This is a genomic window from Ligilactobacillus sp. MP3 (assembly GCF_024436335.1).
Lineage (GTDB): Bacteria > Bacillota > Bacilli > Lactobacillales > Lactobacillaceae > Ligilactobacillus > Ligilactobacillus salivarius.
Genome location: NZ_JANFQI010000003.1, coordinates 20,012 through 33,340 on the forward strand (window position 1 = coordinate 20,012; position 13,329 = coordinate 33,340).

At 32.2% G+C, this 13,329-nt stretch carries 12 protein-coding genes; 9 read left to right on the top strand and 3 right to left on the bottom strand.

Annotation, left to right across the window (positions count from 1 at the left end):
• Nucleotides 1-7: 7 nt before the first annotated feature.
• From NOU10_RS03035 to NOU10_RS09455, 3 genes are all read right to left on the bottom strand, one after another.
• Nucleotides 8-814, bottom strand: coding sequence for a homoserine O-succinyltransferase (locus tag NOU10_RS03035; protein ID WP_255905959.1), 807 nt, complete (start codon nt 812-814; stop codon nt 8-10).
• A gap of 270 nt (nt 815-1,084) precedes the next feature.
• Nucleotides 1,085-2,899: a glycerophosphoryl diester phosphodiesterase membrane domain-containing protein gene (locus tag NOU10_RS03040; RefSeq protein WP_255905960.1), complete on the bottom strand. Its 1,815-nt coding sequence runs from the start codon at nt 2,897-2,899 to the stop codon at nt 1,085-1,087.
• Between the two features lie 184 nt (nt 2,900-3,083).
• Nucleotides 3,084-3,170 (bottom strand): helix-turn-helix domain-containing protein, encoded by an 87-nt coding sequence (locus NOU10_RS09455; protein WP_080563877.1) that lies wholly within the window; start codon nt 3,168-3,170, stop codon nt 3,084-3,086.
• A gap of 26 nt (nt 3,171-3,196) precedes the next feature.
• On the opposite strand from NOU10_RS09455, the gene NOU10_RS03045 reads away from it, so the two are divergent.
• From NOU10_RS03045 to NOU10_RS03085, 9 genes are all read left to right on the top strand, one after another.
• Nucleotides 3,197-4,339 carry a glycerate kinase gene (locus NOU10_RS03045; RefSeq protein WP_255905961.1) on the top strand — a complete coding sequence of 381 codons (1,143 nt, stop codon included), beginning with the start codon at nt 3,197-3,199 and terminating at the stop codon, nt 4,337-4,339.
• A 123-nt stretch (nt 4,340-4,462) separates the two neighbouring features.
• Nucleotides 4,463-4,837, top strand: a complete 375-nt coding sequence (locus NOU10_RS03050; RefSeq protein WP_003707451.1) for a cupredoxin domain-containing protein — start codon at nt 4,463-4,465, stop codon at nt 4,835-4,837.
• A gap of 16 nt (nt 4,838-4,853) precedes the next feature.
• Nucleotides 4,854-5,117: a cupredoxin domain-containing protein gene (locus NOU10_RS03055; RefSeq protein ID WP_003707453.1), complete on the top strand. Its 264-nt coding sequence runs from the start codon at nt 4,854-4,856 to the stop codon at nt 5,115-5,117.
• Nucleotides 5,117-7,027 carry a copper-translocating P-type ATPase gene (locus tag NOU10_RS03060; RefSeq protein ID WP_081514194.1) on the top strand — a complete coding sequence of 637 codons (1,911 nt, stop codon included), beginning with the start codon at nt 5,117-5,119 and terminating at the stop codon, nt 7,025-7,027. Before NOU10_RS03055 ends, NOU10_RS03060 begins: the two co-directional genes overlap by 1 nt.
• 118 nt (nt 7,028-7,145) lie before the next feature.
• Nucleotides 7,146-7,802: a histidine phosphatase family protein gene (locus NOU10_RS03065; protein ID WP_255905962.1), complete on the top strand. Its 657-nt coding sequence runs from the start codon at nt 7,146-7,148 to the stop codon at nt 7,800-7,802.
• A gap of 18 nt (nt 7,803-7,820) precedes the next feature.
• Entirely contained in the window at nt 7,821-8,621 is an 801-nt protein-coding gene (locus NOU10_RS03070; RefSeq protein ID WP_003705595.1) for a Cof-type HAD-IIB family hydrolase, read from the top strand.
• 151 nt (nt 8,622-8,772) lie between these two features.
• On the top strand, nt 8,773-9,330 hold the full coding sequence (gene efp, locus NOU10_RS03075) for an elongation factor P (RefSeq protein WP_003700953.1): 558 nt from the start codon (nt 8,773-8,775) through the stop codon (nt 9,328-9,330).
• A gap of 374 nt (nt 9,331-9,704) precedes the next feature.
• Nucleotides 9,705-11,105 (top strand): amino acid permease, encoded by a 1,401-nt coding sequence (locus tag NOU10_RS03080; RefSeq protein WP_087367780.1) that lies wholly within the window; start codon nt 9,705-9,707, stop codon nt 11,103-11,105.
• Nucleotides 11,106-11,607: 502 nt separating this feature from the next.
• Entirely contained in the window at nt 11,608-13,221 is a 1,614-nt protein-coding gene (locus tag NOU10_RS03085) for a peptide ABC transporter substrate-binding protein (RefSeq protein ID WP_255905963.1), read from the top strand.
• The last annotated feature ends 108 nt before the right edge of the window (nt 13,222-13,329 follow it).

The following is a 13,329-nucleotide window of genomic DNA, read 5'->3' on the forward strand; positions in this document are numbered from 1 at the left end:
GTCCTCCTTAATGATTAGTTATTGTAGTAATCCAATTTTTAAAGAATTTTTTTTGTGTATTTTCCCAAGTAAATTGGGGTTGGCTCATATTATTATCATCCTTAAAGTATCCTGTTGGTTTTGCCAAGCCAACAGCATCACCTCCTCGAGCATTTAATTCGCGGTGATATTCCTTTATAAAGGCATTAGGACCGTATTCTAGGTGTGAGAATAAGAAGTGTTGAGGCTTATTTTTTGCAGACACTAAGAATAAATGTCCGGTTGATGAATAAGCATTAATAATTAAGTCTTTAGATGAAAGAATGTCATCTTTACTCATTTCAGCGTAACGTGCATGCGGTGCTAAGAAACCATTAGTTAAACCCTTAAGCAAATTACTTTGATTAGTAATTTTTTGTGGATAAATACCAAAAAGTTTAGCATCTAACATTTCTTTATGAATACCGTAGAAGTAATTAAGAGCAACCATACCACCCCAGCAAACATAGAGTTGAGAGATATTTTGCTTTTCTAGAGTATCCATTAGTCCCTGTAATTCATCAAGATAGGTAATATCTAAAAATGGTAATTTTTCTAAGGGTGCACCTGTAATGATGAAAGCATCCATCTGACGAACTAATTTTAAATCTAATGGTTGAGATATTTTAGCCACTAATTCTGGAACTTCACGATTCTTATAATGATTAACAGGATAGAAATAAGTTATTTCTAAATTTTCACCTGTATCTCTTAAGACTCTAGAAAATCTTTTTTGAGTATCTTCTTTGTCATGCATAAGATTTAAAATTCCAATTTTCAATGGTTGCCGCGACATTCTTCCCACTTCTTTCTACACTAAAATTTTAACTTACTTTATCGGTTATGTATTTAAAACAATAAAAGGCACAGAACAAAGATAAGATTGTCCTGTGCCTTGATATCTACCAAAAGAATACATGCATACTAAATGGTGGATGGCATAGGGCACAATCCACAACAACAAATATCTGTTTTTGCTTGATATCCATTAGACACTTAGCATTACCTCCGATAAATAAGTTATCTGCATTATAGCTTACAAAAAGTTAGCTGTCAATTGTTACGCTTACACACTAGCTTCACTAGTCATTGAATTATTATAAGGGATAACTGTAATGTAGTTAAAAATCATATTAGCATAAGAAGGATCATCGTAAAAATCAGTTATTTTACCATCTAGGGATGAAAGATTGTCTGTAATAATTCCATCAGTATTTAACCATAAAATTCTATTCATCTCACTATCAGTATTGACGGTCCAAGCATACACTTTTTGTTGGTTAAAAAGAGCTTCGATAATAAAAGAATCAGTTAATGTAGATTGCTCCATACTATATGCATTGGCAGGGGTCTGAGGATAAGTGAAGTTGTAAGGTAAGATATAACTTACAAATACTTTTGGAGCTTTAGACTTAATTTGTCTGACAACATTATAGTCTAAAGAATGAACTTCATGATGATATTTTAAAATATCCTTTTGGTATTTTTTTAAAAAGATATCAATCATATTTTTTGAATCATGTGGAGTAGTTTTGATCTCAATTAATAACTTCTGGTGATGCTTATTGGCATAGGCTAGATAATCATCAAAACTAACTACATGAGCTGAGTGACCATTTTCGTGAGCTATTAATTTTGTAATTTGAGCTAAAGTTAATTGGTAAGGAGCTTTATTAACACCTGTAAGATTTTTTAAGTTTTCGTCATGCATAACAACGAATTGATGATCTTTGGTTTCGTGAATGTCCATTTCAATAAAATCGGGATGTTCTTTAATGGTTGCAGCCATAGCAGGTATTGTATTTTGAACACCATTCTCATCATCAACACCTCGATGTGAAATGCGAAGTGGTGGAGTATCGTTGTTATGTAAATAAAAATAGTTATTAGTTAAAGATAGTAGAGCGATAAAGCTAATTAGGACAATAGTAGTAACTCTAATTTTTTTCTTACGTTGATTAATGTGATTAGTATGGTAAAAAGTAGGATGTCCTTTAAATACTTCAGTTGGTAAAGTCATTTGAAGTAAAAGAAAACTAACAAGTGTAGCAATAAAAGTACTAAAAATTTGTATAATTGCTAGCATGATAATAGCCATAATTAAGTCAAAGGGTTTGGGAAATTTATCAAAACCAGCTTGAAGAAATATAATTAGCAAATATCCAACTGCAGAAATGATGCCAAAATAAATAGAAATAACAAGCATTCTGCGAAGGTTCGCAAGATTTTGATGTCGAGTTAGACTAAAACTTTTAGACACAGCTTCACGAGTATGATAATTTTGAATAATCATTAAAGGAAGAGTATATAGTAATCTAAGTCCTAGGTAAAAAATAATTAGGTAAGCAATTGCTAATAATAGAGCAAATTGCCATTTAGTTAACAAAAAATCAATAATAAATGCTGGAATTTTTGCCTTATTTAATAAAGGTGTTTTAAAAATTAAATTGGCAAAAGGTATAATAAGAATGAAGTAACCAATAAAGAATAGAACGCTTGTTGGACGGAGTTGGATTAGTCGTCTCCAAGATGCAAACCAAACTTCTTTAAGTGAAAAATTATCTCTAGAAATGTTAGTAATACCTGTTAGTAAAAACGTAAATTGGAAGAAAATTACACCAACTATTAGAACTAGTTCTAAAATGAGAGCCAGTGATCCAACAGGGTGATGAGTGATAATTTCTAAAATATTAGTATATGAAACATATGGAATATGACTTAGCTTTAAAATCCAACTAGTTAAAAATGTAAAAATGGGGATAATAATTGCTTCAATAAACAAATTAATCCCTAAAAAGAAAAACAAGTAGCTTCCCCAACTACGTTTGAAAACATTGATATAGTGATCGATAAATTGCAAATCTGAACGAATTTGTTGCAAAATAAACGCCTCCCTTAAATATATTTTCTACGGTCTAATTATAGCATAGAGAGTTTTTTAGAAGACAGATAGTGAAAAATAAATTGAGATGAAAATATTTTATTTATTAGTTTTAAGTTGAATATTCTTATGGCTTAAATAAGTTAATAAGATTAAAAATAACGGGAATGAATCTATAAATTTGTTAGGATTTAATTAAATTGTGTATTTTAGATAATCTGTATAGCAGAGTATTGCGGTGAATATGCAAGTCTAAGGCAATTTTACTCATATTTTTAAATTAAAGAGGTAATGATTATGAAAAAATTTGTATTAGCACCAGATTCTTTTAAAGAAAGCATGACTGCTAAGGAAGTGTGTGTTGCTATGGAAAAAGGTATAAGAAAAGTTTTCAGTGATGCAGAAATTGTACACGTACCAATGGCTGATGGTGGAGAAGGTACAGTGGAATCTTTAGTTGATGCTACAAATGGTTATAAAGAGTATGTTAAAGTTCAAGGACCATTACCTAAACAAAAAGTAAGAGCATATTATGGAATTTTAGGAGATAAAAAGACTGCTGTAATTGAGATGGCCCAAGCAAGTGGATTAATGTTAGTAGATCCCAAAGTTAGAAATCCTTTAGTAACTACTACTTATGGTACTGGAGAATTAATAAAAGCAGCTTTAAATAAGGGAGTATCAACTATTATTATAGGAATTGGTGGAAGTGCAACTGTTGATGGTGGTATTGGTATGGCTCAAGCTTTAGGGGTGAAATTTACTGATAAGTATGGAAATAATATTGAACTAACCGGTAGTAATCTTGCTAAAATTGATAAGATTTCAATGGAAAATCTGGATAAACGAGTGAAAAAAGTAAACTTTATTATTGCTAGTGATGTAGAAAATATATTAACTGGTAAAAAGGGTGCAGCAGCAGTGTTTGGACCACAAAAAGGAGCAACTCCAGATGAAGTTGAATTATTGGATAAAGGATTGATACATTATGCTGAAATTATAAGAAGAGATATAGGTAAGAATGTAGAAGATATTGCAGGTAGTGGTGCAGCAGGAGGCTTAGGTGCAGGTTTAATAGCATTTTTAGATGCTAAGATACAATCTGGTGTGGAAGTAGTAGCTAATACAGTTGAACTAGCAGAAAAAATATCTCAAGCAGACTATGTATTTACCGGTGAAGGCGGGATGGATTTTCAAACTAAATATGGGAAAACCCCATTTGGAGTAGCTCAAGTTGCTAAAAAGTATCACAAACCGGTTTTTGCTGAAGCAGGATACTTAGGGGAGAGAATCGAGGAACTGTACGATATAGGAATATCTGCAATTTTTGGAATTGTAGATAAAGCTGAAAGTATAGAAGAGTCTTTAGAAAAAGGTCCACAAAACGTAGAAAGAACGACTGAGAATATTGCCCGATTAATATCGAGTATCATAAATTAAAAAAATATACTGGCATAAGTAAAAAAAACTTAGGTCAGTATATTTTATTTTATTGACAACTATAATTCTTAAGATTAATATATAGTTGTGATTACAAATGTAAATATAAAAAGGAGTGAGCCTATGATTACAAAAATTATTGTTTTAGTAATAGGGATTGCTTTAATCGGTTTTATTTCATGGTGGTTTTTTGGAAAACATGAAAAAGAGGCTGTTACAGCTGATGTTGCAGATAATGTTCAAGAAGTTACAGTTAAAGTTGACGGTGGTTATTCGCCAGAAACAGTGGTACTTAAAAAGGGAGTTCCAGCGGTAATTAATTTTTACCGTAAAGATCCTTCTAGTTGTTTGGAACAAGTTGTATTCTCTGATTTTGGTATCAGCAAGATGTTGCCAGAGAACGAAAATACTAAAATAGAAATTAATACTGATAAAGCAGGAGAATATGGTTTTGCCTGTGGTATGAATATGTTTCATGGAAAAGTAATTATTAAATAGAAAGTAGGAATCAAATATGAATAAAGTAGAAATAACAGTAGATGGTGGATACAAACCAAGTGAAGTTAAGGTCAAAGTTGGAGAACCAGTTAAATTAGTGTTTAATCGAATCAGTGATAAAGGATGCTTAGATCAACTAAATATTCCAGCCTTGAATGTTAAACAGCAAGATTTACCACTAAATGAACCACAAGAATTTGATTTAGATACGAGTAAAGCAGGTGAAATTGATTTTGCTTGTGGCATGAATATGTTTAAGGGTAAGGTAGTGATTGAGTAATGACAATTAGAGCAAGATTTTGGATTTCGTTAATATTTTCATTACCAATGTTTTTTGAAATGATACTAAAGCCATTTGGTTGGATGTTGCCTGGACATACGTATACAATGTTTATTTTAACAACAATTGTAATGGTAATTTCAGCAAGACCATTCCTTCATAGTGCATGGGCGGCTTTTAAAAATCATCATGCTAATATGGATACATTGGTAGCAATTGGAACAGCTACAGCTTATGTGTATAGTATTTATGCGATGTTTACAGGTCAAGATGTATTTTTTGAGAGTGCAGCTTTTGTTATAACATTCATCTTGTTAGGTCAAGTTTTTGAAGAAAAGATGAGAAACAATGCTAATAGTTCAGTTGAAAAATTATTAAACTTACAAGTTAAAGAAGCTGAAGTAATAGTAGATGGTAAGTCTCAAATGGTACCATTAGATGATATAAAAGTAGGCGACGTTATTCGTGTGAAACCTGGTCAAAAGATAGCTGTAGATGGAGAAATAATCGAAGGAAGTTCGACAGTAGATGAATCAATGATAACAGGTGAAAGTATGCCAGTAACGAAAAAAGTGGGTGATAAAGTTATTGGTTCAACATTGAATAATACTGGAACTTTCCTTTTCAAAGCTGATAAGGTAGGTAAAGATACAATGTTAGCTCAGATTGTTGAAATGGTTAAAAAAGCTCAAAATAGTCATGCTCCGATTCAAAAAACAGCGGATAAGATTGCAAATATCTTTGTACCGGTAGTGTTAATTATTGCTATTCTTACTTACCTGGTATGGTATGTATTTTTAGGAAATAGTAATGTTACTTCACTGTTATTTGCGGTATCAGTTGTTATTATTGCATGTCCATGTGCCTTGGGAATTGCAACTCCAACAGCTCTAATGGTAGGAACCGGACGTAGTGCAAAGATGGGAATTCTTATTAAAGACGGTGAAGTACTAGAAGCAACTGATAAAATTGATACCGTAGTCTTTGATAAAACAGGTACAATTACTGAAGGTAAGCCTAAAGTTACAGATATTATCGGTAATAAAGATGAAATATTACAAATTGCTGCTAGCTTAGAAAAAAATTCTGAGCATCCATTAGCCACTGCAATTATGGATAAAGCAGTAGAACAACAGATAAAATTATTTGAAGTAAATAATTTTACAGCAGTTGAAGGAAAAGGAATTACAGGTATAATTGATGAGCAACGAGTAGTCGTGGGAAACACTAAGCTTATTGAGGATTGGAATATATCTCAAGAACTTCAAGCACAAATGAAGAACTTACAATCTGATGCAAAGACAGTTGTAGTTGTAGGTAAAAATGATGAAGTCATAGGTTTAATTGCAATTCAAGACATTCCAAAGGCAACTTCAGCTAAGGCAATTAGTGATTTGAAAAAACGTGGGCTAAAAACAGTTATGTTAACGGGTGATAATCAACAAGTAGCAGAAGTTATTGCCAACGAAGTAGGAATTGATGAAGTGATAGCGGATGTTTTACCACAAGATAAGGCACACCATATTGAAATGTTGCAAGATCAAGGTAGAAATGTTGCTTTTGTTGGTGATGGAATTAATGATGCACCAGCTTTAACAACTGCTAATGTCGGAATTGCTATGGGAGCAGGAACAGATATTGCAATCGAATCTGGTGGCATTGTCTTAGTGAAAAATGACCTAGAAGACGTAGTCAAAGCTTTAATGATGAGTGAAAAGACTTTTAATCGCATTAAGTTAAATCTATTCTGGGCATTTATCTATAATGGCTTGGGAATTCCAGTGGCAGCAGGGATCTTTTCTGGCATTGGTTTAACTCTAAGTCCGGAATTAGCAGGATTAGCAATGGCATTTAGCTCTATATCCGTAATGATAAGTTCTTTGATGTTGAATAGGGTAAAAATTGCATAAAAATTAATGACTAGGGAATTTCTCTAGTCTTTTATTTTGTAAAATTTTATTAACTAAAGTAACCGCTTTAAAAAGTGATATAATAGAATCAATGAGTTTAAATTTAGGAAGTGATAAAATGGCAATAACAGTTTACATTGTACGCCATGGGCAAACATTATTGAATCGTTATAAGAAGATGCAAGGATGGGTAGACTCACCATTGACTGAAAAAGGAATTCAAGATGGTAAACAAGCAGGTAAAATCCTAGAAAATATTAAGTTTGATAAAGCGTATAGTTCAGATACAATGCGTGCAATTCGTACTTGTGAGTACATTTTGAGTGAAAATAAAGTATCAGGTGATTTAAAAGAACCACAAGCAATGATGGAGTTTCGTGAACAAAAGTATGGTTATTTTGAAGGTAGTGATTCACCACAAACATGGATGTTAATTGGTGCAACACATGGAGCAGGTTCATTTAAAGAACTTGTAAATAAGTATCCTTTAGATGAGATTAAAGATTTTATGCATGAGACTGATCCATTTCATGAAAGTGAAGATAGTAAGACATACTGGAAGAGAATAAATTCAGGCTTTGACTATCTAAGAAAAAATCATAAAGATGGAGAAACTGTTTTATTGGTATGTCATGGTAGTACAATTGCCAGTTTGGCTGATAAATATGGAGATAATATTAATGTTGGGGAAAACTATCCTCAGAATGGATCAATTACTAAGTTAAAAGTAACAGAAAATGATATTGAAATTGAAGAATATAATAAAATAGATTAGAGATGGTGGGATTATTAGATGATACCTTTTAAAGCTGTAGCGATTGATATGGATGGAACCTTTTTAAGAGATGATAAAAGCTATGATAAAAAATTATTTTCTGAGTTATTAAATAAGATGAAAGAAAAAGATATTCATTTTATTGTAGCTAGTGGTAATCAATTTGAAAGAACGAGATTAGATTTTACTGAATATTGGAAAGATATGTCCTTCGTTGCCGAAAATGGAATGTACTTGGTAGATGATGGGAAAGATCTAAGCTATGAACAATTAGATCGAAGTTTAGTTGAAGAGTTAGTAGAGTTTATGGCACAAAGACCAGAATTAACACCAGCTTTATGTGGGAAAGAAAATGCATATCTAGAAAAGAATTCAGATTCAAAATTTGTTAAGATGATGAAATATTATTTACCTAAGCATAAAATTGTTGATAGCTTCGAGCAACTTCCTGATGATGTATTTTTCAAATTTACAGTTGATGTTCCTAAAGAAAAAACTTTATCAACGGTTGATGAAATTAACAAAAAATTTGCAGGAAGAGTTTTTGCTACTTCAAGTGGTTTTGGAAATTTTGATTTAATCTTGCCACATGTCAATAAAGCTGTCGGATTAGAAAAAATGCTAGCAAGTTGGAATTTAACCTTAGATGATTTAGTAGCTTTTGGCGATGGTGGAAATGATTTAGAGATGTTAAAAGCTGCAGGACTTAGCTATGCAATGGAAAATGGTAGCGATGAAGTGAAAAAGGTAGCCGATAAAATCGCCCCTAATAATAATGATTCGGGAGTATTAAAAGTTTTAGCTGACTATTTAATGTAAGTTAATCTAAACTACGGTATAATTAGAAGTATTACAATAGTAAAGCGAGGAAATTTTATGACACTAAGAGGATTCGCTTTACCACAGTCGCCTCCATCATTTTGTGACAATTAAACAATAAAATTATCACAAGAATAGGAGAAATTAGATTATGGTAGAAGCAATTAACTTGAAAAAAGGTATGATTTTTGAAATGAACGGTAAACTTATTAAGGTGTTGGAAGCAAATCACCACAAGCCTGGTAAGGGAAATACTGTTATGCAAATGAAATTAAATGATGTGCGAACAGGAGCAATCGTTCAAACAACCATGCGTCCTTCTGAAAAAGTAGAGTTAGCCATAGTTGATAAGAAAAATGCCCAATACCTATATGGTGAAGGCGACCTTGAAGTATTTATGGATATGGATACTTATGAACAATATGAATTAACTAAAGAACAATTAGCAAATGAAGAAAAGTATTTAATGCCAAATATGGAAGTTCAACTAGACTTTTGTAAAAATGAATTAATTGGGATTGAATTGCCAACAACTGTTGAAATGAAAGTAACTGAAACTGAACCAACAATTAAGGGTGCTACAGCAGCTAGTGGTGGTAAGCCAGCAACAATGGAAACAGGATTAGTAGTTACAGTTCCAGACTTTATTAATGTAGGAGATACATTAGTAATAAACACTACAACAGGTGAATATAAAGCACGTGCATAAAAAATAGAAACCAATTATATACCGAGATTATGGTATGTAGTTGGTTTTTATTTTAAAAATTAAAACTTGCACCCATTTTATTTTAATGGTATTCTAATAGTATACTTAAATGTAATTGGAGGTTGTAATGATGATTAACTTACATATCAATGATAATAACAAATTGAATACAACCACCACCTCAACCACTGTGTAAGCTGGTTGAGTTAATTTGGTATGCTATTATTAAAATGAATGCAAAATACAAAGTCAACTAGATCAGCTAATCACAAACTAAAAATATATTGTGAGAAAAGTTGGATGGTTGGCTTTTTTATGTATTTAGACGATCCAACTGAGTAGAAATTTAGTTGGCAAGGAAATGAGGAATCTATATGAGCAAAAATAAGGATAATATAAATGGGGGCCTGAATAGGTCGCTATCATCAGGACAGATGGAGATGATAGCTTTAGGTGGAACAATTGGTGTTGGATTATTCATGGGATCTACATCTACAATTAAATGGACTGGTCCTTCAGTATTATTGGCTTATGCAGTAGTAGGTGTATTACTATATGCGGTTATGCGAGCTTTAGGAGAAATGATCTATATAACACCAGGAACGGGATCATTTGCTGATTATGCAACTAACTACATACATCCACTGGCTGGATATTTAACAAAATGGAGCAATATTTTCCAATATATTGTTGTAGGAATTAGTGAAGTTATCGCTGTTACTCAATATCTGAATTTCTGGTGGCCACATTTACCAGATTGGATTTCAGGATTGGTGGTTGTCGTAACATTGACTTTAGCAAATCTTGCATCTGCCAAGGCGTATGGGACATTGGAATTTTATTTTGCGATGATAAAAGTTGTTACGATTATCTTAATGATAATTATTGGATTAATGGTTATCTTCCTTGGATTAGGAAATAACTGGCATGCGATTGGATTATCAAACCTTTGGAAACATGGTGGATTTTTCACAGGTGGATTTAAAGGATTTATGTTTTCTCTATCTATTATTGTTGGTTCTTATCAAGGGATTGAGTTACTAGGAATTACAGCTGGTGAAGCAGAAAATCCTAAACATGCAATTGTAGCATCTGTAAAATCAATTGTATGGAGAATTTTGATTTTCTATATTGGAGCAATTTTTGTGATTGTGACAATTTATCCATGGAATCAATTAGCTTCTGTAGGTTCACCATTTGTTGAAACATTTACTAAAGTAGGTATTGCTGGTGCAGCTGGAATTATTAATTTTGTTGTTCTTACAGCTGCAATGTCTGGGGCTAACTCAGGAATTTATAGTTCTAGTAGAATGTTATTTAAGTTATCAGTAGATAAAGAAGCACCAAGCATTTTCAGTAAGTTGTCTAAACATGTGGTACCTAATGTCGCTATTTTGACGATTTCAAGTGGGATTTTGATTGGATTTATTTTGAACATTGTCCTTTCTATCTTTAGTAAATCTTCAGCTAATTTATTTGTAATTGTCTATAGTTCCAGTGTATTACCTGGATTAGTACCTTGGTTTGTAATTCTATTATCAGAATTGCGTTTCCGTCGTCAAAATGCACATATGCTAGAAGAACATCCATTTAAGATGCCATTCTATCCATTATCTAATTATCTGGCAATCATTGCATTGGTAATAATAGTTCTCTTTATGTTTGTTAACCCTGATACACGAGTTTCAGTATCAGTTGGAGCAGTATTTCTATTATTATTGTCATTGATTTTCTTTATTAGACATGGAAAAGATGGACAAAAAGGAAAGAATTAAATATAGAAGAAAATAGTCGCATCAGTTGCGACTATTTTTTTGTACCAATTTAATAGTATTATGAGAAATGTTGTAATTTAACAAAAATATAGATTGGTTTTATGAGGATGATTTATTATTAAAATTCGTAATTTGATAATAAAATAAGCTGTGATAGAGCTTAATTTTAGTTTTTACTAGAGTGAACAAAAAATGAATTATGCCTTTTTTTAAAGCATAATAAATAATTTAATCGTAATAATAAGAGAAAATTTGAATTTTGTTAATCTGAATTATCATTGTTTTAGAATTATTACAACAATGGTTATAGCCTTTATATCAGCGTTTATAAGGTGTTTTAAGCTTTAAATAGTGTTTGATGAGCATAATTCAAATTTCAATTTAATAGCAAAAAAATATATTTATAAAAGAAAAATTAAAATGTTGTAATTTTTCAGTAAGTATTATATAATCTAACCATGATATAAGATAACTTTTTTAACTGAAGAAAGGGGTAAATGAAATGAAGTTTAAAAAGCTATTAGCAGTTGGCGCTACTTTAGCAGTGTCAGCATTCACATTAGCTGCTTGTGGATCAAAGAGCGGCGATTCCGGCAAAACTCTTCACTGGGAAGACAATGCTGAAATTTCCACATTAGACCCTTCTAAAGTAACAGACGTTGTTGGTTTTAACCAATTAAACAATGTTACTGAAGGTTTATATCGTTTAGGAAAAGACAGTAAGATCACACCGGGTCTTGCTACAAAGACAACCGTAAGTAAAGACGGCCTTACATATACATTTACTTTACGTAAGGATGCAAAATGGTCTAACGGTGATAAAGTAACCGCAAAAGACTTTGTATATTCCTGGCAACGTACAGTAAATCCTAAGACAGGTTCACAATATGCTTACCTATTCAGTGGTATTAAGAACGCTGACGCTATTATGAAAGGTAAGAAGTCAGTTTCTGAATTAGGTGTTAAAGCAGACGGTGACTACAAGTTAGTTGTTACATTAGATAAGAAGATTCCATACTTCAAATTATTGATGGGATTCCCATTATTCTTCCCACAAAACCAAAAAGTTGTTGAAAAATATGGTAGCAAGTATGGTACAGCTTCTAAGTACTTCGTTTATGACGGACCTTTCAAGCAAGAAGGTTGGACAGGTTCTAACTTAAGCTGGAAATTAGTTAAGAACGATGATTACTGGGATAAGAAAGCTGTTAAATTAGACAAGATTACTTACCAAGTAGTTAAGGATACTAATACAGGTTACAACTTATTCCAATCTGGTAAGTTAGATGGTACATTATTAAGTGCTGAACAAACAAAGCAATTAAAGGGACAAAAAGATTATAGAGTCTTCCATGAAAGTACAACATTCTACTTACAATACAACCAAACAAAAGAAGAATTTAAGAACGCTAATATCCGTAAAGCAATTTCTCTAGCTATCAATCGTAAGGACTACTTAAAAGTTCTTGGTGGTGAAAATACAGCTGCTACATCTGTAACACCAGTTGGATTGACAAAAGTTAATGGAAAAGACTTCCAAAGCGTTGTATCTGACAAGACAGATATGACATACAACAAAGCTAAAGCTAAAGAATTGTTCAACAAAGGTTTACAAGAATTAGGTAAAGACAAATTAGAATTTGCTATTTTGACAGATGATACAGACGGCGCTAAGAAGTCTGTTGAAGCTCTTCAAAGTCAATTGAAAGAAGCATTTGGTGATAAGGTAACAGTTAATACACAAACAGTTCCATTTAAGACACGTATATCCCGTTCAACAAACGGTGATTTCGATGTAGTATTATCAGCTTGGGGTGCAGACTTCGCTGATCCTATCTCATTCTTAGACTTGTTTACATCAAACAACGAACAAAATAATGGTAAGTGGAGCAATGCTGAATATGACAAGTTGATCGCTGCTTCTAAGAATGCTAGTTCTGCAAGTGATCGTTGGAGTGATCTAGAAAAAGCTGAAAAGATCTTACTTCAAGATCAAGGTGTAACACCACTTTACTACAGAAACCAAGCATGGATGGTAAATGATAAAGTTAAAGGTATCATCTACAATACAGCAGGTGCTAACTTGAACTTCAAGGATACCTACATCGCAAAATAATTTATAGAAGTTTAGTTCTAAAATTATTTAATAAATCGGGGGCTAGATTTAGATTTAGTCACCGATTTTATTTTACCCCACAGTTATTTATGAGATTTTTTTAATTTA

Excerpts from the sequence above, each read along its gene's own strand:
- NOU10_RS03035 (WP_255905959.1), bottom strand. The coding sequence starts at position 814 with ATGTCGCGGCAACCATTGAAAATTGGAATTTTAAATCTTATGCATGAC.
- NOU10_RS09455 (WP_080563877.1), bottom strand. The coding sequence starts at position 3,170 with ATGAGTAAAATTGCCTTAGACTTGCATATTCACCGCAATACTCTGCTA.
- NOU10_RS03045 (WP_255905961.1), top strand. The coding sequence starts at position 3,197 with ATGAAAAAATTTGTATTAGCACCAGATTCTTTTAAAGAAAGCATGACT.
- NOU10_RS03050 (WP_003707451.1), top strand. The coding sequence starts at position 4,463 with ATGATTACAAAAATTATTGTTTTAGTAATAGGGATTGCTTTAATCGGT.
- NOU10_RS03055 (WP_003707453.1), top strand. The coding sequence starts at position 4,854 with ATGAATAAAGTAGAAATAACAGTAGATGGTGGATACAAACCAAGTGAA.
- NOU10_RS03060 (WP_081514194.1), top strand. The coding sequence starts at position 5,117 with ATGACAATTAGAGCAAGATTTTGGATTTCGTTAATATTTTCATTACCA.
- NOU10_RS03065 (WP_255905962.1), top strand. The coding sequence starts at position 7,146 with ATGGCAATAACAGTTTACATTGTACGCCATGGGCAAACATTATTGAAT.
- NOU10_RS03070 (WP_003705595.1), top strand. The coding sequence starts at position 7,821 with ATGATACCTTTTAAAGCTGTAGCGATTGATATGGATGGAACCTTTTTA.
- efp (WP_003700953.1), top strand. The coding sequence starts at position 8,773 with ATGGTAGAAGCAATTAACTTGAAAAAAGGTATGATTTTTGAAATGAAC.
- NOU10_RS03080 (WP_087367780.1), top strand. The coding sequence starts at position 9,705 with ATGAGCAAAAATAAGGATAATATAAATGGGGGCCTGAATAGGTCGCTA.
- NOU10_RS03085 (WP_255905963.1), top strand. The coding sequence starts at position 11,608 with ATGAAGTTTAAAAAGCTATTAGCAGTTGGCGCTACTTTAGCAGTGTCA.